At 68.7% G+C, this 19,676-nt stretch carries 16 protein-coding genes and 1 pseudogene; 4 read left to right on the plus strand and 13 right to left on the minus strand.

Going from position 1 to position 19,676, the window contains the following annotated elements:
* The 8 genes from GD1_RS16500 to GD1_RS16535 form a co-directional block, all read right to left on the minus strand.
* The coding region (locus GD1_RS16500) for a serine/threonine-protein kinase (RefSeq protein ID WP_157079523.1) at window positions 1-819 on the minus strand (819 nt) is incomplete at its 3' end.
* Window positions 820-945: 126 nt separating this feature from the next.
* Window positions 946-2,196, minus strand: coding sequence for an SfnB family sulfur acquisition oxidoreductase (locus tag GD1_RS16505; RefSeq protein ID WP_059038337.1), 1,251 nt, complete (start codon window positions 2,194-2,196; stop codon window positions 946-948).
* Between the two features lie 4 nt (window positions 2,197-2,200).
* Window positions 2,201-3,310 carry a dimethylsulfone monooxygenase SfnG gene (gene sfnG / locus GD1_RS16510; RefSeq protein ID WP_020794095.1) on the minus strand — a complete coding sequence of 370 codons (1,110 nt, stop codon included), beginning with the start codon at window positions 3,308-3,310 and terminating at the stop codon, window positions 2,201-2,203.
* A 214-nt stretch (window positions 3,311-3,524) separates the two neighbouring features.
* Window positions 3,525-4,202, minus strand: a complete 678-nt coding sequence (locus tag GD1_RS16515; protein ID WP_053778420.1) for a TetR family transcriptional regulator — start codon at window positions 4,200-4,202, stop codon at window positions 3,525-3,527.
* Between the two features lie 34 nt (window positions 4,203-4,236).
* A complete protein-coding gene (locus tag GD1_RS16520) occupies window positions 4,237-5,220 on the minus strand; it encodes an NADPH:quinone oxidoreductase family protein (RefSeq protein ID WP_053778421.1) in 984 nt (327 codons plus the stop codon).
* 51 nt (window positions 5,221-5,271) lie between these two features.
* Window positions 5,272-6,045, minus strand: a complete 774-nt coding sequence (locus GD1_RS16525; RefSeq protein WP_053778422.1) for an SDR family oxidoreductase — start codon at window positions 6,043-6,045, stop codon at window positions 5,272-5,274.
* A 99-nt stretch (window positions 6,046-6,144) separates the two neighbouring features.
* Complete coding sequence (locus GD1_RS16530) at window positions 6,145-9,414, minus strand: acetyl-CoA carboxylase family protein (RefSeq protein WP_059038355.1); 3,270 nt, start codon at window positions 9,412-9,414, stop codon at window positions 6,145-6,147.
* Window positions 9,415-9,416: 2 nt separating this feature from the next.
* A complete protein-coding gene (locus GD1_RS16535; RefSeq protein WP_059038357.1) occupies window positions 9,417-11,138 on the minus strand; it encodes an AMP-binding protein in 1,722 nt (573 codons plus the stop codon).
* A 284-nt stretch (window positions 11,139-11,422) separates the two neighbouring features.
* Here GD1_RS16535 and GD1_RS16540 point away from each other — a divergent pair, with 284 nt between their 5' ends.
* From GD1_RS16540 to GD1_RS16555, 4 genes and pseudogenes are all read left to right on the plus strand, one after another.
* The gene (locus GD1_RS16540) at window positions 11,423-12,529 is read left to right on the plus strand and encodes a ferredoxin reductase (protein WP_059038339.1); all 1,107 of its coding nucleotides are present in this window, start codon (window positions 11,423-11,425) and stop codon (window positions 12,527-12,529) included.
* A gap of 1 nt (window position 12,530) precedes the next feature.
* Window positions 12,531-13,715 carry a fatty acid desaturase family protein gene (locus GD1_RS16545; protein ID WP_059038341.1) on the plus strand — a complete coding sequence of 395 codons (1,185 nt, stop codon included), beginning with the start codon at window positions 12,531-12,533 and terminating at the stop codon, window positions 13,713-13,715.
* 514 nt (window positions 13,716-14,229) lie between these two features.
* Window positions 14,230-14,412: pseudogene (locus GD1_RS25785) on the plus strand (hypothetical protein); the annotation flags it as partial.
* A gap of 280 nt (window positions 14,413-14,692) precedes the next feature.
* The gene (locus GD1_RS16555; RefSeq protein WP_020791215.1) at window positions 14,693-15,193 is read left to right on the plus strand and encodes a DUF4395 domain-containing protein; all 501 of its coding nucleotides are present in this window, start codon (window positions 14,693-14,695) and stop codon (window positions 15,191-15,193) included.
* A 1-nt stretch (window position 15,194) separates the two neighbouring features.
* Here the strand turns inward: GD1_RS16555 and GD1_RS16560 are convergent, their stop codons facing one another.
* The 5 genes from GD1_RS16560 to GD1_RS16580 form a co-directional block, all read right to left on the minus strand.
* A complete protein-coding gene (locus tag GD1_RS16560) occupies window positions 15,195-16,148 on the minus strand; it encodes a Ppx/GppA phosphatase family protein (protein ID WP_059038342.1) in 954 nt (317 codons plus the stop codon).
* A complete protein-coding gene (locus GD1_RS16565; RefSeq protein ID WP_053778423.1) occupies window positions 16,145-16,714 on the minus strand; it encodes a DUF501 domain-containing protein in 570 nt (189 codons plus the stop codon). Before GD1_RS16565 ends, GD1_RS16560 begins: the two co-directional genes overlap by 4 nt.
* A gap of 51 nt (window positions 16,715-16,765) precedes the next feature.
* Entirely contained in the window at window positions 16,766-17,422 is a 657-nt protein-coding gene (locus GD1_RS16570) for an FtsB family cell division protein (protein WP_059038344.1), read from the minus strand.
* Between the two features lie 13 nt (window positions 17,423-17,435).
* Window positions 17,436-18,719, minus strand: a complete 1,284-nt coding sequence (eno, locus tag GD1_RS16575) for a phosphopyruvate hydratase (protein WP_020789567.1) — start codon at window positions 18,717-18,719, stop codon at window positions 17,436-17,438.
* A 161-nt stretch (window positions 18,720-18,880) separates the two neighbouring features.
* Window positions 18,881-19,597 carry a lytic transglycosylase domain-containing protein gene (locus tag GD1_RS16580; protein ID WP_053778425.1) on the minus strand — a complete coding sequence of 239 codons (717 nt, stop codon included), beginning with the start codon at window positions 19,595-19,597 and terminating at the stop codon, window positions 18,881-18,883.
* Window positions 19,598-19,676 lie beyond the last annotated feature (79 nt).

The raw sequence follows: 19,676 nt of genomic DNA on the forward strand, positions 1-19,676 counted from the left end.
CAACGCCGCGCGGGCCGCGGCGGCCAGCTCGGTGGCGGTGCCGTAGCGCCGGGCCGGGTCGGGGTCGAGTCCTCGGGCGATCACCGAATCCATCGCCGACGGCACCGCCGTGTTGACCGCACTCGGCGCCGGCGGCGGCGACATCACCGCGGCCTTGATCGCGGAAGTGATCGTGTCGGCCGGATGCGGCACCCGCCCGGTGAGGCATTCGAACAGCACACACGCCAGGGCGTAGATGTCGCTCGACGTGCTCACCGGGACCGCATCGAACAATTCCGGTGCCATGTACGCGATCGAGCCGATCGCCGAGCCGGCCTGGGTGAGATGGGTGTCGTCGGCACCGTGCGCGATACCGAAGTCGACCAGATAGGCGAAGTCGTTCTGCCCGATCAGGATGTTCTCGGGCTTGATGTCGCGGTGCACCAATCCGTCTGCGTGCGCGGCGTCGAGCGCCGAGGCCACCTGCTCGACGATCGCCACCGCGCGTTCGGCTTCCAGCGGGCGCTCGCGACGCAGCAACGCGCGGAGATCCTCACCGTCGACGAGCCGCATGTCGATGAACAGCACACCCTCGATCTCGCCCCAGTCGTGGATCGGGATGACGTGGGGTTCGCCGAGCCGGGCGGCCGCATGCGACTCCCGTTTGAAGCGTTCCTGATACGTGGCATCACCGGCCAGCCCCGGGTTGAGGAGCTTGACCGCGACCACCCGGTCCTTGACCGTGTCGTAGGCGCGATAGACCTCGCCCATCCCGCCGCGACCCAGCAACTCGTCCAGGCGGTAAGGCCCGAATTGTGTGTTCACCCGGCTTCCCGACATGGTGGGAGCATAACCGGCGCATCGGACGTCACCCGCCGCGATGTCGCCGTCCGGTCGTCCGGGGAAACGACGCGGCCCGCGACGTTCATCGGTTCGGATGACACCGCGCCCGCTCGATGGCAACGGTCAGATGACGCCGTGGATCGGTGGGTTCTCCCCGCGCAGCACGTGCCGCCCGATGTGCTGCACCTTCCACCGCACCGGATCGTGCAGGGTGTGCGTACGGGCATTGCGCCAGAACCGGTCGAGGCCGGTGCCCGCAGCGGCACTGCGGGTACCGCTGACCTCGAACACCGCCGCGGTGATGGAGTTGGCCACCCGGTCGGCCACGACCTTCGCCGCGGCCACCGCGAGGGATGCCTCCGCCACGGCCTGCACCGTGTCGTCGGGGGTACCACCGAAACCGGTCGCCCGGTCGACGGCCCGCGCGGCCGCATCGAGGGTGGCCTCGGCGGTCACCAGCTCCACCCCGAGTTCGCCGAAGCGCTGCACCAGCAGTTCGTCGTCGACCGCCCGGCTCACCCCGGCCTCGAACCAGGGCCGCGACCTGGTGCCGACGAACTCGACGGCGGCCGCGAGGGCACCCCGTGCGATGCCGACGTCGATCGCCACATGCAACAGCTGTGCGAACACCCCGTAACCGGTCGGCCGCGACACCGCCGTGGCACGCTCGACGAGATCGCCGATCGCCACCTCGGCACCGGTCAGTTCGACCGTTCCCGAGCCCGTCGTCCGCTGCCCCAACGCATCCCAGTCGTCGACGACCGCCACCCCGGGGGTGTCCGCCGGGATGAACGCGATGTACTCGCCCGCGGCGAGCTCGTCGTCGCCGGGATGTCGGGCCAGGATCGCGAGGGTGTCGGCGTACAGCGAGCCGGTGGCATAGAACTTCTCGCCGTCGATCCGGAACCGTCCGGTTCCCACCGTGGTCAGGGTGGTGGAGATGTCGGCGATGGTGGCACCACCCCGCTCCGATTGCGCGTTGGCAACCCGGCCACCGGCGAGCACTGACTCGAACTGCTTGCGCGCCAGCTCTTCCGGTGCGGCGAGCCGAAGCAGGTTGAGATACACGAAGTGACTGTGCGGGATCTGCGCGATATTCGGATCGGACGCGGCCAGGATCGCGATCACGTCGGTGATCACGCTCGGTGCGAGATCGGCGCCACCGAAGGACGCCGGCACCGAGATCGCCAGCAGCCCACTGGCCGACAAGGCGTCGATCTCGGCGAACGGCAGTCGGCGATCGAGGTCACGTGCGGCGGCCCCGGCGGCGAACCGCTCGGCCAGATCCTGTGCGACCAGACGTGCTTGATCGGCCGACTCGATCTGTGCCGCAATCGGTCTCGAACTGTTCTCGGGTGTGGAGGTCACGCTCATCAGACTAGACCGCGGCGACCTGTTCGGCGGCCTCGAGCTCACGCACCAGCGGGAGCACCTTCTCACCGAAGTACTCGATCTCCTCCTGGAAGTGCAGGAAGCCACCGAGCACGAGGTCCACCCCGAGACGCTTGTAGGCGACGATCCGCTCCGCCACCTGCTCGGGGGTACCGATCAGCTGGGTGCGGAATCCGTCGTTGTACTGCACCAGGTCCTCGAAGCTGGAGTCCGCCCACATCCCCTTCTTGTCGCCGGTGGCACTGCCCGCCTGCTGAACTGCGCCGCGGAACCCCTCCACCGCAGGACGATTCGCCTTCTCGATGATCTCGCGGAGGGTGTCGCGGGCCTCGGCCTCGGTGTCGCGGGCGATGATGAACCCGTTGAGGCCGAACCTGACCTCACGGTCGTGGGCGCGGGCCACCGACCGCAGATCGTCGAGCTGCTCGGTGACGCCGTCGAAGTCCTTGCCGTTGGAGAAGTACCAGTCGGCGAACCGGCCACCGTTGCTGCGAGCCGCCGTCGAGTTACCGCCCTGGAACAGTTCCGGATTGGGGCGTTCGGGGGTGTTCAGCGGCTTGGGCTTGAGGGTGAAGTCGTGGATGCGATAGAAGTCACCGCGGTAGTCGACGTCGTCCTCGGTCCAGATCTTGCGGATCACCTCGAGGAACTCGCCGCTGCGCCGGTACCGCTCGTCGTGCTCGAGCCACTGCTCACCGAGGTGGGTGAACTCGTCCTTGAACCAGCCGCTGACCACATTGATGCTGAACCGTCCACCGGACAGGATGTCGGCGGTGGCCCCGAACTTGGCGAGCACGGCCGGATGCCACAACCCCGGGTGCACCGCCGCGATCAGCTTGAGCTTCTGCGTGGCCAGGAGCAGTGCGAGACTGAAACTCGTTGATTCGTGCTGGAACTCGGCGCCGTAGCTGGCCTCGTAGCGGACCTGGGAGAGCGCGTACTCGAATCCGTTGTTCTCGGCGGTCTGGGCGAGCTTGACGTTGTACTCGTAGTCCCAGCTGGTGCGCTGCTCGATGTCGCTGGTGACCAGGCCACCCGACACATTGGGCACCCAGTAGGCGAACTTGATCTGATCGGCGATCTTCTCGGTGGACACGGGGACTCCTGACATCGATGAACTGCTCGGTCCGTCACGTCGGCGCCCGGGCGGACGATCGAGGACGCGACAACGCCGGTCAGTGTCACCCGGGAGGCCACGCGCGGCCCACCTTTGAAATCGGGGTGAGGCAAACCCCGCACGCCGACGACGGTCAGGAGGCGACGATCAGAGGCCGGCGGTCAGGTCGCGGCGATCAGGAGCCGGCGGCCACTCACGAATCGGTCGGGCGCCACTGCCCCATCCCGAGGAAGACCATCGCCAGCTGCCGCTGTGCACGCTCGACGATCTCCTGCTCGGCCTGGCGACCGCGGTACTCGCCGTCGAGCAGGTCGGCCACCGCGGTCAGCATGATCGTCACGATCAGGTCGGCGGCGAGTTCGAGGTCCTCGGCATGCCAGTCCGCGAGTGCCGGAAGCCGCGAGATGTCGATGGCGAGCTCACGGGAGAACAGTCGCAGTTCGGTGTCGATGGCCCGCCGGATCTCGGCGACCCCGCCGTGCTGTTCCCGGACCAGGAACCGGAACGCGGCCCGATGCTCGTCGACGTGGGCCAGCAGGATGTCCAGGGACGCCTTGGCCGTGGGCAGGGCCTGGCGGGCCGCGAGGTCGCGCCGGCCGTCCCGCAGTGTGCGGCGCAGGATGCGCATCGAATCCTCGACCAGGGTGACGCCGAGATCTTCCATCGAGGCGAAATGCCGGTAGAACGCGGTGGGCACGATCCCGGCACCGCGGGCGACCTCACGCAGGGAGATACTCGCGAAGCTGCGGTCACCGACCAGTTCGAGGGTGGTGTCGAGCAGCGCCTGCCGGGTGCGGTTCTTCTTGTCGGCCCGCGACTCCGGTTCCGCCGACCCCGCGGTACGCGAGGCGGGGCGGCGGGTCCGGGTCACCGTCGGAGTCTATCGCGGGACGATCTGCCCACGATCAGGGCACGAACACCACGCGGCCGACGGTACTGCCCTCACCGAGGCGGGCCACGCCGTCGGCGACGTCGGTGAGCGCGAGCCGTTCGGAGATCAGCGGCCTCAGGTGGCCCTGCTCGGCGAGCGCGGTGAGTGCGGTGTGACACTCGTCGATGACCGCCGGGTTCTTGAGTTGGTAGAGGCCCCAGTGCAACCCGACGATCGAGTAGTTCTTGATCAGCGCGTGGTTGAGTGCGGGCTGCGGGATGGTGCCACCGGCGAAGCCGATCACCACGATGCGCCCCTCGAAGGCGATGCACTTGGTCGATCCGGCATAGGCGTCGCCACCGACCGGGTCGAAGACGATGTCGGCACCGCGGCCACCGGTGAACTCCTTGACCGCGGCGACGAAGTCGTCGGTGTGCCGGTCCACGACGAGATCGGCACCGAGTTCGGTGGCATACCGGACCTTGTCGGGTCCGCCGACGACGCCGATCACCGTCGCCCCGGCGGCCTTGCCGAGCTGCACCGCCGCACTACCGACACCACCCGCCGCGGCGTGCACCAGCAGGACGTCACCGGCGGCGATCTGCGTGCGCCGGTGCAGGGCGAACCACGCGGTCTGGTAGCCGATGGTCAGCGATGCGGCCTCGGCGTCGTCGAGCGTCGACGGGGCCGCGAACACCGCCTGCTGTTCCATCAGCGCGTACTCGGCGAAGGCGCCGCCCGGCAGGGTCGGGGTGCCGACGACCCGATCGCCGACCGCCGCACGGGTGACCGCCGAGCCGGCCGCCACGACCTCACCGCACAGTTCGACACCAGGGGTGAACGGGAGCGGCGGCTTCACCTGGTACTCCCCGCGACACAGCAGGACGTCGGGGAAGTTCGCCGGTGCGGCAAGCACTTTCACGAGGACCTGATTGTCGCCGGGGGTGGGGTCGGCGACCTCCTCGTAGCGCAGGGCCTCGCGGGGCTGTCCGAGTTCGTGGACGCGCCATGCCTTCATCTGATGCTCCTTCGATGCGATGGGTGGGTGGTTCGGTCGGATCCCGCTGGGTCAGATCCCGGTGCGGTAGCCGCGGGCGTCGCCGAGGTGCATACCGCCGTCGATCACCATGACCTCGCCGGTCATCCAGGACGACTGGTCGGAGGCGAGGAAGGTGATCGCCGATGCGATGTCGGAGGGCTCACCGATCCGACCGAGCGCGGTCACCCCGGCGACGAGTTCCTCGTGCTCACGCCACAGCGCCTCGGCGAGCTTGGTGCGCACCACGCCGGGGGCGACGGCGTTGACCCGGATCCGCGGCGACAGTTCCAGCGCGAGCTGGCCGGTCAGGTAGATCAGGGCGGCCTTGGACGCGTTGTAGAGGCCGATGTTGGCCTCGTGTGCGAGTCCGCCGATCGAGGCCGTGTTGATCACCGATCCCCCGCCGTTCGCACCCAGGCCGGCCTCGACGGCGAGCGCGGTCCACATCAGCGGCGCCCACAGGTTGACATCCATCACCTTGGCGAATCGGGCATGGTCCTGGGTGATCAGCGGACCGAAGGCCGGGTTGGTCCCGGCGTTGTTGACCAGGATGTCGATGCCGCCGAACCGCTGGACGGTCTGCTCGACGCAGGCGCGGGCCTGGTCCTCCTCGGCGGCATGCGCGGCGATCCCCACGGCCCGCTCGCCGATCTGGGCGGCCGCGGCATCGGCGGCCTCCTGCTTGCGAGAGGTCACCACCACGGTGGCACCGGCGTCGGCCAGTGCCTGCGCGGCGGCCAGGCCGATTCCGCGGGAGGCGCCGGTGACGATCGCGGTCTTACCGGCCAGATCGGGAGCTGCCATGGGTTTCCACCTTTCGTCGGACGATGTGTCCGAGACGTGATTCAGGTCTCCGAGTATTCATAGTTGAATCCGCCGTCATGTTCAAGATCCGTGGGTTCGTCACCGACGACGCCGTGCCAGCCTCCGGATCCACGACCGTGACGCCGCCGGGTCGATCACGTCGTCGAGCTCGAAGGTGGTCGCCGCATGCAGCGCGCACCCTTGCTGATAGGCCTTGGCCACCAGATCGGCGAACAATGCCTCGCGGGCCGCCGGATCGGTCTGCGCCTCCAGTTCCTTGCGGAAGCCGAGCCGGACCGCCCCCTCCAAGCCCATCGGACCGATCTCACCGGTCGGCCAGGCGACGGTGAACTCCGGGGCGTGGAACGAACCACCGGCCATCGCCATCGCACCCAGGCCGTATCCCTTGCGCAGGATGATCGTGCCGAACGGCACCGTGAGCCGTGCCCCCGCGACGAAGAACCGCCCGAACCGGCGCACCGTCGCCTCGTTCTCCGAATCCGGTCCGACCATGAACCCCGGCGTGTCACAGAGGCTGACCAGCGGCAAGCCGTGCGCCTGGCACAGCGTCAGGAACTCGGTGGCCTTGTCGGCCGCCTCGGCATCGATGGCACCGCCCAGATGAGCACTCGAGTTGGCGATCACGCCGTAGGCGACGCCCTCCACCCGGATGAGCGCGGTGACGATGCCGGCCCCGTAACGGGGCTGCAGTTCGAGGACCGAGCCGACATCGGCGATGCTCTCCACCGCGGCGCGGACATCGTAGGCGCGCAGGCGGTTCTCCGGGACCACATGCCGCGCCATCCGCTCCTCGGGCGCCTCCCAGTCGTCGACGTCGCCCTGGAAGTACGCGAGGTAGCGGCGTGCGATGTCCACCGCGTCCGCCTCGTCGCGGGCGGTCACGTGGACCACCCCGTTGCGTTCCTGGACGTCGATCGGTCCGATCTGTTCGGGCCGGAACACCCCGAGGCCGCCACCTTCCACCATCGCCGGACCCCCCATCCCGATGTTGGCGTCCGGCGTCGCGATCAGCACATCGCAGGCACCGGCGAGGGCCGCGTTGCCGGCGAAGCACCGACCCGAGACCACCGCGACGGTCGGGACCACACCCCGCAGGGCGGCCATCGCACGGAAGGTGCCCACCTCGAGGCCGGAGGCACCCAGCGCATCGGTGTCACCGGGACGGCCACCCCCGCCCTCGGCGAACAGGATGAACGGAACCCGTTTGCGCCGGGTCACTTCCATGATCCGGTCGGTCTTGGCATGGTTGCGCATGCCCTGGGTGCCGGCGAGCACGGTGTAGTCATAGGACACCACCGCCACCTCTGCGGCGGCGGCACCGAAGCGGTCGGCACCGACGGTGGCCAGGCCCATGACGAGGCCGTCGGCAGGAGTGTTGGCGATCAGGTCCTCGTCGCTGCGCCGGGTGCGCTGTGCGGCCAGCGCGAGCGCGCCGTACTCGGTGAGACTGCCCGGGTCGATGAGGTCGTCGACGTTCTCGCGGGCGGTACGCCGACCGATCCCGTGTCGCTTGGCCACGGCGGCGGGGCGGGCCGCGTCGAGGGTGACGTCGTGCCGGGTGAACACCTCGGCGAGATCCGGGCGGATGTGATCGGGATCGGTGACGGAATCCTCGGCGGTGAGGTCGGCGGCGGTCGCGGGTGCGATCACCGCCAGCGGTGCCCCGGCCGCGACGGCATCGCCGGCGGTGGTGAGCACCCGCACCACACGGCACGAGAACGGCACGGACACCGCATGTTCCATCTTCATCGCCTCGAGGACGGCGAGTCCGCGTTCGGCGGCGAGTTCGGTTCCGGTGTCGGCGATCTGGACCACCACACCGGCCATCGGCGCGGACACGAGCTGCTCGCCGTCGGCCACCTCGACACTCGCCGGGCGGGCCCCGGCGGTATCGGCGGACCGGTCTGACGTGGACGGCCGGGTGAGTTCCTGCGCCACGACCGACAGGTCCCCGATCCGGGTGGTGAGGTAGTCGGTGGTGACCGGACCCCCGGTGAAGTCGGCGTCGGCGAGGATCGCCCGCAGCAGCCCGATGTTGGTCGAGACGCCCTCGACGACGAACTCACCGAGCGCCGCAGCGGTCTTCGCCGCGGCCACGGTGAGGTCACCGCCGCGGGTGTGACCGATCACCTTGGCCAGCAGCGAGTCGTAGCGGGGACTGATCGCCAGACCCGGCCTGCCGTAGGTGTCCACCCGGATACCGGGACCCGTCGGCGCCGAGAAGACCGACAGCACACCGGAATCGGGCACGGTCTGGCCGTCGGCGCTGATCGATTCGTTGTTCACGCGCGCCTGGATGGCGACGCCGTCGGCACGGGCGAGGGCGCCGTCGACGGTTCCGGCGTGCGCGGTGATCGCCGGCGGGAGGCCGAGGGCGGCGAACGGTGAACCGTCGGCCACCGCGAGCCCCACGGCCACCAGGTCCACCCCGGTCACCTCCTCGGTGATGGTGTGCTCCACCTGGATTCGGGGATTGACCTCGAGGAAGAAGAACCCGTCGCCGGCCACCAGGAACTCCACCGTGGCCAGACCGCGGTAGGGCTGGTCGGCGATCAGGGTGACCGCGGCACGATGCAGTGCGGTCCGCGTCGCGTCGTCGAGATGCGGTGCGGGGGCCACCTCGATCAGCTTCTGGTGTCGCCGCTGCACGCTGCAGTCGCGGTCACCGAGGGCGGCGGCGCGGGTGTGGCCGGCGTCGTCGGCGGCGACCACCTGCACCTCGATGTGGCGGGCCCCGGTACACAGTTGCTCGGCGAACAGCGCCGGGTTGCCGAAGCCCAGTTCGGCCTCCGAGGTACAGGCCCGGAATGCCTCGGCGAGATCGTCACCGGCGCGGACCACACGCATCCCGCGGCCACCGCCACCGGCGACCGCCTTGAGCATGATGCCCGCCGGATGCGCGTGGAGGAACCGCTCGGCCGCCGGCAGGTCGATCCCACCCGCCGTCGCGGCCAGCACCGGCACCCCCGACGCCTCCGCGGCCTTGCGCGCCGCGGCCTTGTCGCCGAAGGTCTCGAGCACCCCCGCCGACGGCCCGACGAAGCGCAACCCGGCGGCGGCGCAGTCCCGGGCGAACCGTGGGTCCTCGCTGAGGAAGCCGTATCCGGGGTGGACGAGCGTAGCCCCGGTATCGCGCGCGGCGTCGACGATCGCGGCCCGGTCGAGATAGGCACCGGCGCCGGCCGACTCGAGCGCCACCGCGACGGTGGCCGCGCCGACATGCGGCGCATCTGCGTCGTCGGAGGCGTGCACGGCCACCGTGCGATAGCCGAGTTCGGTTGCGGTGCGGATGATCCGGAGTGCGATCTCACCGCGGTTGGCCACCAGGACGGTCTGCCGGGTCGACATGATCACACCTCCGCCGCAGTCGCCGCCGGGGCGTCGACCTTGCTGAACAGGTCGCCCTTGCGGACCTTGCCGGTCGCCGTCATCGGCAGCGTGTCGAGGATCTCGATCTCGGGGACCTTGTAGCCGGCCATGTTGTCCCGGGCCCAGGCGACGATCTCCTCGGCCGCGGCCGCCGAGCCGGCGACCAGCTCGACGAAGGCGAAGGCCACCTGGCCGCGGGCGGGGTCGGGTTTGGGGACCACCGCGGCCCGCTCGACCGCCGGGTGCAGCATCAGCAGCGCCTCGACCTCCGAGGGGAACACGCTCATGCCGTTGGTCTTGATCATCTCCTTGTTGCGGGCGAGGTAGTGCACCGCGCCCTCTTCGCTGAATTTCCCGACGTCGCCGGTGTGGAGCCAGCCGCCCCGGAGGGTCTCGGCGGTCGCCTCGGGATTGCGGTGGTATCCGGTCATCACCGACGGGCTGCGCAGGATGATCTCGCCCTCCTCGCCGAGCGGGACCGGCGCACCGTCGGCGTCGACGATCAGGATGTCGGTGCCGGGGACGGGCAATCCGCAGAAGACCGGTTCCTTGTCGAGGTCGCGGTCGTCGTCGGCGAAGCCGAGGGTGATGGTGTCGGCGGTGTGCGTCTCGGTCATGCCATAGGCACCCTCGCGCAGCGTCGCTCCGGTGGCCGCCCGCCAGCGTGCCCGAATCCCCTTGTCCAGCTTGAGGACGAAGGACACCGCCAGCGGCGAGGTGAGCGAGCCGAGATCATGGTCGGAGAAGTCGTCGCGGTCCATCAGCTCGACGTAGTTGTCGACGGTGCCGATCATGGCGCCGACCTGATGACGGGGCACCGCGTCGAGCACCACCTCGGCGTCCCAGCGGGTCAGCAGCACGGCCGTGCCACCGTTGATCAGCGGGATCAGGATGCCGAAGTCCTCACCGGCGATCCAGAACACCGGCAAGAACACGAGCACGGTGAGCGGGTCCTCACCCACCTGGTGGCCCATCGCGACGGTGGCGGTCGCAGCGGTGTAGACCATGTGGCGCTGGGTGTGTTCGCATCCCTTGGGCATGCCGGTGGTGCCGCCGGTGTAGTTCAGCGCGGCGAGCGCATCGGGATCGGTCGCCACCGCCTCCGCACGCGACGCCGACATGATGGTGTGCCAGTCGCTGCCCGACGGATCGGCGATCGGGAACGGTGCGCCGGTCGCATCCGGGGTGAGCATGTCGGACATGTCGGTGGTGGCCACCACGCGCAGCGGCGTGCGCTCACGTACCAGGGAGACCAGCGGTGCCAGGGCGGGCATCGTGAGGATCACGGTGACGTCGGCGTCGGTGAGTTCGTGGACGAGTTCGTGTTCGCGCAGCATCGGATTCACCGGGACGTGGACGGCGCCGGCCTTGAGGATGCCGAGCATCGCGATGGAGAACTGCGGACAGTTGCCGAGGTGGACACCCACCCGGTCCCCCGCCGCGACGCCGTTGTCCCGTAGCCATCCGGCGAAGCGATCGGAGTACTCGTCGAACTCCGCATAGCTGATCTCGCGCCCGTAGAAGGCGATCGCGGTGCGATCGCCTGCCACCGCGGCCCAGTGCCGGAGGTGGTCGACCAGGCCCATCGTCTCGATCGGGTAGTGCACTTCTCGCGGCACCTGCGCGGGCCAGTTCCGTTGCTGCACCTCACGGATCTCCGTCAGTGCGTCCTCGAGTCGCTGCAGCGCCGCGTCGGTTGTCATCTGCTCCCAATCCCTTTCGGTTCCCACCTGCCCGCCCGCACCGATCTCGCACATCACGGCCGGGTCGCGTTCGTGAGCCACCTTACACACGAACTTGAACCTGAGTTCAGCTCCATACCGGGCGGATGACGGTGGCCGACATCTCATGTGACCCACACCACAAGGCGACGTTGCGAGTGACACACTCGGCGATATCCGCACCCTTGACACCCATCCGCGCCCCCGTGGCACACTGTCGGAGTACACATGTACACCGAATCACGCCCAACGAACGGAGCCAGCCCATGAGCATCCGCCTTCCGGACGTCGTGACGTCCTTGGTCGAGGCGACCATGTCGCCGCATCCGGTCGACCGCTACCTCGAGCTGATCGATCCGCGGCTCACCTGGCGCGACCTGCGCGCCACCGTCACCCGCGTCGAGCACCCCACACCCCGCACCGTCCGTCTCACCCTGGCCCCCACCCGACGGTGGCGTGGCCACGAGGCCGGACAGTTCGTGCAGCTCAGCGTCGTCGTCGACGGTGTTCGTCAGACCCGCTGCTTCTCCCCTGCCAACGCGAGCGACGGCGCCGACGGCACCGTCGAGCTCACCGTCACCGCCAATCAGAGCGGCGGCGTGTCCGACCACCTGCGTACCCACGCCCGGGTCGGCGACGTCTACGGACTGTCCCAGGCCACCGGTGAGTTCGTCCTTCCCGACGCCGGAGTCCGCACCCCGGTGTTCATCAGCGGCGGCAGTGGGATCACACCTGCTTTGTCCATGCTGAGAACACTTGTATCGAATCGGTACAGCGAGCCGATCACCTTTGTCCACTACGCCCGGACGCCCGCGGACGTCGCCTATCGGGCCGAACTGACCGCTCTGGCTGCGGTGAACCCCGCCATCGATCTCCGGGTCCATTACACCCGCAGTGCCGCACGCGGGATCGGCGAGGGGGCCACGATCGGCGGCCACTTCACCCCCGAGCACCTCGACGGCATCACTGCCGCCGACGACGCGGATGTGTTCGTGTGTGGACCGCAGACACTGATGGACTCCGTCGGCGCCCACATCGAATCCGCCCGCCCGCACGCCCGCATCCACACCGAGGCGTTCACCCTCGCGGTCCCGGCACCGATCGATCCCGACCGGCCGGTATCCGGTGAGGTGGCGTTCACGCGCTCGGGGCGCACCGTGGCCAACGACGGCCGCACGATCCTCGACCAGGCCGAATCGGCCGGGCTGCACCCGGAATCGGGCTGCCGTATGGGGATCTGCTTCTCCTGCACCGCCGTCAAGAAGTCCGGCACCACCCGCAACGTCCTGACCGGCGAGACCCACTCCGAACCCGACTGCCGAATCCAGTTGTGCATCAACGCACCTGTCGGCGACATCGACATCGAGGTATGACATGACCACGAAGACCCTGAGCCCCCAGAGCCCGTCCCCGCTGACGTCGGGCACCGACAACGCCGATCCCAACACCGTCGTCCTCTCCTACGAGCAGGTCGAACAGCTCGGCCGCGATCTGGACGAGATCCGGGCGCGCGTCGTCGCCGATCTCGGCACCCGCGACCGCGAATACCTCTATTCGGTGATCCGCGCCCAGCGCGGACTCGAGGTGGCCGGCCGCGCGCTGTTGTTCGTCGGGTTCTTCCCGCCCGCATGGCTCGCCGGTGTCGGCGCGCTGTCGGTGTCGAAGATCCTCGACAACATGGAGATCGGCCACAACGTCATGCACGGCCAGTACGACTGGATGCGCGAGGACACCTACAACTCGCGCGAATTCGAGTGGGACACGGTCTGTCCCGCCGATCAGTGGAAGCACTCCCACAACTACCTGCACCACACCTTCACCAACATCATCGGCGAGGACCGCGACATCGGCTACGGCGTCCTGCGTATGGCCCGTGACCAGAAGTGGAACCCCTACTACCTCGGGAACCTCGGCTATGCGACCGCATTGATGCTGCTGTTCGAGTGGGGCGTGATGTTGCACGATCTCGAGGCCGAGAACATCGTCGCGGGCAAGCGACGGTGGTCCGACATCAAGGGGCTCGTGAAGGGCATGTGGCGCAAGGCCAGTCGTCAGGTCCTCAAGGACTACGTCGTCTTCCCCGCCTTGAGTGGCCCGATGTTCCTGCCCACCCTGCTGGGCAACGCCACCGCCAACCTGGTCCGCAACGTGTGGGCGTACTCGATCATCTTCTGCGGCCACTTCCCCACCGGTGCACAGACATTCACCTCCGAGGAATGTGTCGACGAGACCCGCGGCCAGTGGTATCTGCGGCAGATGCTGGGTTCGGCCAACATCACCGGCAGCCGGCTGTTCCACATCATGAGCGGCAACCTGTCGCATCAGATCGAACATCACCTGTTCCCCGACATCCCCGCCAGCCGCTACCCGGAGATGTCCGAGGAGGTCCAGAAAGTGTGCGACCGCTACGGACTGCCGTACAACACCGGGCCCCTGCACGCCCAGCTCGCCTCCACCTGGACGAAGATCGCCAAACTGTCGCTACCCAATTCGATGACCCGTGACGACGACGATCTCACCGTCATCGTCGAGCGCACCCCCTCCGCCCGCACCGCCTGATCCGGTGATCTGACGAGCGACGTCGAAACCTCTGCTGGTTGCGCTGGGTGACGATCCCCCTTCCGAGGTGGTCACCACCCGGCCCCGGCCGGCGGAGGTTTCGACACGCGTCGTCGCTGCGCTCCTCGCGGCTCAACCACCGTGCCACGCACGGCACGCGACGACGAAGCCGGCGCAAACCAACACCGGGCGCCGTCGCCTGTCTGGACTGACGAAGAGCGAGGGAGCTTGCGACCGAGGCGATGAGGAGGGAAGACGGGCGGTAAGGCGCACGGTACGCGACGACGAAGCCGGCGCAAACCAATACCGGGCGCCGTCGCCTGTCTGGACTGACGAAGAGCGAGGGAGCTTGCGACCGAGGCGATGAGGAGGGAAGACGGGTGGTAAGGCGCACGGTACGCGACGACGGAGTCGGCGCAGACAAGCACAGACAAGCACCGTCGCCTGTCAACGCTCTATCCTGGGTACCGCCCGTGCTGCACCCCTTCTCGTAGGACAAGGAAGCTGATCGGACATGGTCGATCGCATCGAACGCAACAAGGACATCATCCAGGAGCTCGTGGAGTCGACGGCCACACATGTGGGTCAGATCGCCTCGATCATCACGACGGCGGTCGCCGATGTCGCCCGCGAGGTGGGTGAGATCATCACCGACGGTTTCGAGATGCGCGAGGCGGCGCGTCGTGCCGGCGCCGACAGTGCCACCGTGATCGATGCCGAGTTGGTGTCGGATGACGCCGTCGACGAGATCGAGCCCGAGTTCGACGAGTTCACCGGGGCCGAGGCGCTCTCGGAGATCAATCTCGAGGCCGTGATGGAGGCTCCGGTCACTCCCGCCGACACCGAGTGACCGGCCGGCGGGGAGCACCGGCTGCCCGGCGTCGCCAGACTTTTGCCTGCGGTGAGTTCAATCTTTGCCGTGCCTGTGATCGGCGCGTAGGTTCGTGCTGATCTGGACACGACTGTAGGAGGATCACGTGTCGGCGAGTTCGGTGTTCACCTTTCCCAATCCGGTCAACGACTACGCTGCCCGGTCGACGGCCGGCCTGGTCGTGGCGCTGGCGATCGTGACCATCGTGGTGAACCACTGGGCGCTCTATGCGCTGGTGGCGATCGGGTTCTTGCTGCGTGTCCTGTCCGGGCCGCGGTTCTCGCCGTTCGGTCAGCTGTCTGTGCGGGTGATCGCACCGAAGGTCTGGCGGAAGACCAAGCTGGTGCCCGGGCCGCCGAAGCGTTTCGCACAGGGCATCGGACTGGTGGTCTCCACCGTTGCACTGATCTTGAGCGTGCTCGGCTTCGGGCCGGCCGCGCAGATCGTGCTCGGTGTGCTCGTCGTCGCCGCCACCCTGGAGTTCGCCCTCGGATTCTGCTTGGGCTGCACTGTTTTCGGGTTCTTGCAGCGGCGGGGCATCATCCCCGAGACGGTGTGCGAGGCGTGCAACAACATCTCGTTGCGCAGCCCCGCACACACGGGCTGAGTCAGTCGAGCAGACCCAGGGCGATCCCGTCGAGGATGTCGTGCTCGCTGACCACGAGTTCGGTGATGCCCGCCCGCTCGGCGAATTCCCGGGCCAGTTCCATCGCCACCAGCGATCCGCCGCCGATGACGTCCACCCGGCCCGGATGCATCGGCCCGAGGGCGGCACGCTCGGCGCGGGTCATCCGTACCAGGCGCCACCCGATGTCGTCGAGATCGGTATGCGAGATCCGCGACAGGTGGATCACCTCCGACCGGTATTCGTCGAGGCCTGCGGCCAGCGCCGACAACGTGGTCAGGGTGCCTGCCACCCCCACCCAGGTCCGCGCCCCGGCCACCGGGACCGCCGCGAATGCCTGCGCCAGCCGCCCCCGGATGAATTCCTGGGCGTCGGCGATCTCGGCGTCGGTGGGCGGGTCGGACGGTAGGGCACGTTCGGTGACGCGGACGCATCCGACGTCGGCGGAGTATGCCGCCGACACCCCTGTCGCATCACCGACGACGACCTCGGTGGAGCCGCCGCCGAGGTCGGTCACCACGAACGGTCCGGCGGCGGCGTCGAGTTCGCCGACGGCGCCCCGGAACGACAGCCGTGCCTCCTCGTCGCCGGTGATCACCTCGGCCACGGCACCGGCCACCACCTTGCCGAGCAGGGTCGCCGTCATGTCGAAGAACTCGTCGCGGTTGGATGCGTCACGGGTGGCCGAGGTGGCGACCATCCGCACCCGTTCCGCCCCGGCGTCGACCATCATGTCGACATAGTCGGCGAGGGCGGCGCGGGTGCGTTCGATCGCCTCGTCGGCGAAACGCCCGGTCGCATCGACGCCCTGACCGAGCCGCACGATCCGCATCTCGCGGTGGATCTCGGCGAGCGGTCCGTGTTCACCGTCGACGGCCCGGGCGATGAGCAGTCGGATCGAGTTGGTGCCGCAGTCGACGGCGGCGACGACGGTCACTGCTCGGCCTCGCCGGTGGGGTCCGCTTCACCGGTGGTGTCCGGCGCACTCTGACCGGCGGCCGGCGGAAGCCGGTCGGGCCAGTCGGCCGGCACCGCGATGCCGCGCAGGCCCGCCGCCGCGGCCAGCGCCACGGACTCGTCACCGAACGGGTTGAGCCCGGGCCCCTTGGCCAGTGCGTGCGCGATCAGCACGTGCAGGCATTTCACCCGGTCGGGCATGCCGCCACCGGTGAAGTCGGTGCCCAGCGATTCGATCGCATCGCGCTCGGCCAGATAGTCCTCGTGGGCGCGGCGGTAGTCGGCGGCCAGCTGCGGGTCGGTGGCCAGTCGCGCTGTCATCTCCTTCATCACCCCGGCCGATTCCTGTCGGCTGGCCTCGGCGGTCAGCCGCGGGTCGGTGAGGTAGTACAGCGTGGGGAACGGGGTGCCGTCCGGAAGGCGGGGCCGGGTCTTGATGACCGCGGGAAGCCCGTCGGGGGTGCGGTAGCTGACCTCGATCACGCCGCGGGGCTCACGCCCGAGCTGGGCGGTCACCACTGCCAGATCGTCCTCGGAGATGCTCACGGATGCACAACACTAGTCGGTGCCGCCATCGTGGTCACGTCGGTCCGCCCCTCACTCGGGTGGCGTGGCGACGGTCTCCCACAAATTGGTGTACCAGGGGTTGTGCGCATGCTCCTCGGCGCGCTTCTGCGCGGCCTCCCGCTCGGCGTCACCGGGATACATCATCACCAGCGGGGTCTCCCCCGGGCGGACGAACTGAAGGCGTTCGCGCGCCTGGGCCTCCACATAGGCGGGATCGCCCTGCTCGTTGACCTTCTGCTGGTAGTAGGCGACCTGCTCGCGCAGCTTCGCATTCGATGCGGCGAGCTGCTCGGCCTCGGAGTGGCCCGCATAGTAGTTGCGCAGCGGTACCGCGAGGGTCACCGCGACGAAGGCCACCACCACGACGGTGACGACGAGGACCAGCGCGAGGGGGCGTTTGCTGTCGAGTCCGCGCACGCGGTCGACCAGTGAGGGGCGTGGTCGCCGAGCACGGGATGTGGCCAGACGTGACCGCTGCGGACGCGGTGCGAGGACCTCGTCGGGATCGATGCCGTCGACGACGTCGAGGTCGGACTCGTGGATCTCCTGCTCGCCGGTCTCGATCACCGAGACCACGGGGCGGCGGGAGGGTTCGGCATGACGACGAGGGGCGCGTCGGGCACGCTCGGTGGATCGTGTGTCACGAACCGACCCGCCTGCCCGTCGTCGCCCCTCGCGTTGTGCCATGGGTTCTAGCTAATCACGAACCAAACGAGAACCGCGGGAAGGCGAGGTCACCGGCGTAGCGTGCCGCATCACCGAGGCCCTCCTCGATGCGCAGCAGCTGGTTGTACTTGGCCACGCGCTCGCTACGGGCCGGCGCACCGGTCTTGATCTGGCCGCAGCCACAGGCGACGGCGAGGTCGGCGATGGTGGTGTCCTCGGTCTCGCCGGACCGGTGGCTCATCATCGTCTTGTAGCTGTTGTTGTGGGCCAGGGCCACCGCGTCGAGGGTCTCGGTGAGGGTGCCGATCTGGTTGACCTTCACCAGCAGCGCGTTGGCGATGCCCTTGGAGATGCCCTCCTCGAGCCGCTCCGGGTTGGTGACGAACAGGTCGTCACCGACGAGCTGCACCTTGTCACCGATGGCCTCGGTCAGCTTGGCCCAGCCGGCCCAGTCGTCCTCGGACAGACCGTCCTCGATCGAGACGATCGGGAAGTCGGCGATCAGCTTCTCGTAGAACGGCACCATCTCGTCGGAGCTGAACTCCTTGCCCTCGAGCTTGTAGACGCCCTGGGAGAAGAACTCGGTGGACGCGGCGTCGAGCGCGATGACGACGTCACGGCCGAAGGTGTAGCCGGCCTTCTCGACGGCCTCGCCGATCACCGAGATCGCGGCCTCGGTGTGCGGCAGATCGGGGGCGAATCCGCCCTCGTCGCCGAGCGCGGTGTTCAGACCCTGCTTGTGCAGCACGGTCTTCAGGTGGTGGTAGACCTCGGCGCCGCAGCGCAGGGCCTCCTTGAAGCTCGGGGCGCCGACCGGCGCGATCATGAACTCCTGGAAGTCGATGCCGTTGTCGGCGTGCTCGCCGCCGTTGATGATGTTCATCATCGGCACCGGCAGGATGTGCGCGTTGGGTCCGCCGATGTAGCGGAACAGCGGCAGGTTGGCCGCCTCCGCGGCGCCCTTGGCCACGGCGAGGGAGACACCGAGGATGGCGTTGGCACCGATCCGGCTCTTGTCGGAGGTGCCGTCGCAGTCCAGCAGGGCCTGGTCGACGAGGCGCTGCTCTTCGGCGTCGAGACCGATCACCGCGGGGGCCAGCTCACCGAGGACACCCTCGACGGCATTGGTGACGCCCTTGCCGAGGTAGCGCTCGCCACCGTCACGCAGCTCCACGGCCTCGTGCTCACCGGTGGAGGCGCCCGACGGCACTGCGGCCCGGGTGAACGTACCGTCGTCGAGCACGACCTCCACCTCGACCGTCGGGTTGCCCCGCGAGTCGAGGATCTCGCGTGCGCCAACCTGTTCGATGATTGCCACGATGAAGCCCCTTCGATGGACGGGTCGGCGTATCTGCGCGCCGACAGGTACGGGTCAAAGCCTAGGGCATGACGGCGCGGCGGTCCCGTCGGCATGTGACCTGGTGGTCACCGCCCGTCCCCGACACGCCGTCAGGTCTCGTGACCGGGCGTCGGGGACGCTCAGAATCGGACGTTCACCGAGTAGGCGTTGGCATGATCGCGCACGTCGAGAACGTAGGACATCGAGTTGTTGTAGACCATGACGGCCTTCTCCCATCCCTGCGCGGTGGTCATGTCCCCGCCGGAGGAGACGCACAGGTACCGGGCCGCCGACAGCGCGGCGTCGTCGATGTTGTCGGGATCGGCCTTGCCGTCCCCGTTGGCGTCGACGCCGTACCGCTGCCAGGTCTCCGGGATGAACTGGAAGGGGCCCATCGCACGGTCATGGGTGGTGTCGCCGTCGAGCTTTCCGCGGTCGGTGTCGGGGATCTCCAGGTTGCCGCGGGTGCCGTCGAGCGGGACACCGCGGATCGCCGGCGACACGTCACCGTTGTCGGCGACCTTCGCACCACGGTAGGTGCCGTGTTTGCTCTCCACCCCGGCGATCCCGGCGAGCGTGGTCCAGCCGATCCCGCATTCGGGGTGCTGCTGACGCTGGATCTCGGCGGCATTGCCGTATGCCTCCAGGGACACCAGCGGTATCCCGGTGCCCTCGGAGATCGGTTCGGCCCAGGCCCGCATCAGTTCCGCGGTACGGCCCGGGGAGTTGATGTCGATGTAGGGCTGCGGCACTCCCATCGCGGGCGGGATGCCGTCGGGGATGTCGGGCCGCTCGTTGGACGGCAGGTCCAGGCAGCTGGTCAGGGTGATCGATCCGACCACTCCGGTCACCGCCATCAGGACCGCTCGACGGATCCGACGTTCTCCCCTACCCGAACGCACCCGTATCACCTTTCGACTCCGCCATCCGGACACC

This window comes from Gordonia desulfuricans NBRC 100010, from assembly GCF_001485495.1.
Lineage (GTDB): Bacteria > Actinomycetota > Actinomycetes > Mycobacteriales > Mycobacteriaceae > Gordonia > Gordonia desulfuricans.

Bases quoted from the DNA above. Each gene is read 5' to 3' on its own strand.
- GD1_RS16545 (WP_059038341.1), top strand. From the start codon at position 12,531: ATGACCACGAAGACCCTGAGCCCCCAGAGCCCGTCCCCGCTGACGTCG.
- GD1_RS16570 (WP_059038344.1), bottom strand. From the start codon at position 17,422: ATGGCACAACGCGAGGGGCGACGACGGGCAGGCGGGTCGGTTCGTGAC.
- GD1_RS16530 (WP_059038355.1), bottom strand. From the start codon at position 9,414: ATGTCGACCCGGCAGACCGTCCTGGTGGCCAACCGCGGTGAGATCGCA.
- GD1_RS16540 (WP_059038339.1), top strand. From the start codon at position 11,423: ATGAGCATCCGCCTTCCGGACGTCGTGACGTCCTTGGTCGAGGCGACC.
- GD1_RS16520 (WP_053778421.1), bottom strand. From the start codon at position 5,220: ATGAAGGCATGGCGCGTCCACGAACTCGGACAGCCCCGCGAGGCCCTG.
- GD1_RS16535 (WP_059038357.1), bottom strand. From the start codon at position 11,138: ATGACAACCGACGCGGCGCTGCAGCGACTCGAGGACGCACTGACGGAG.
- GD1_RS16580 (WP_053778425.1), bottom strand. From the start codon at position 19,597: ATGGCGGTGACCGGAGTGGTCGGATCGATCACCCTGACCAGCTGCCTG.
- GD1_RS16525 (WP_053778422.1), bottom strand. From the start codon at position 6,045: ATGGCAGCTCCCGATCTGGCCGGTAAGACCGCGATCGTCACCGGCGCC.
- GD1_RS16505 (WP_059038337.1), bottom strand. From the start codon at position 2,196: ATGAGCGTGACCTCCACACCCGAGAACAGTTCGAGACCGATTGCGGCA.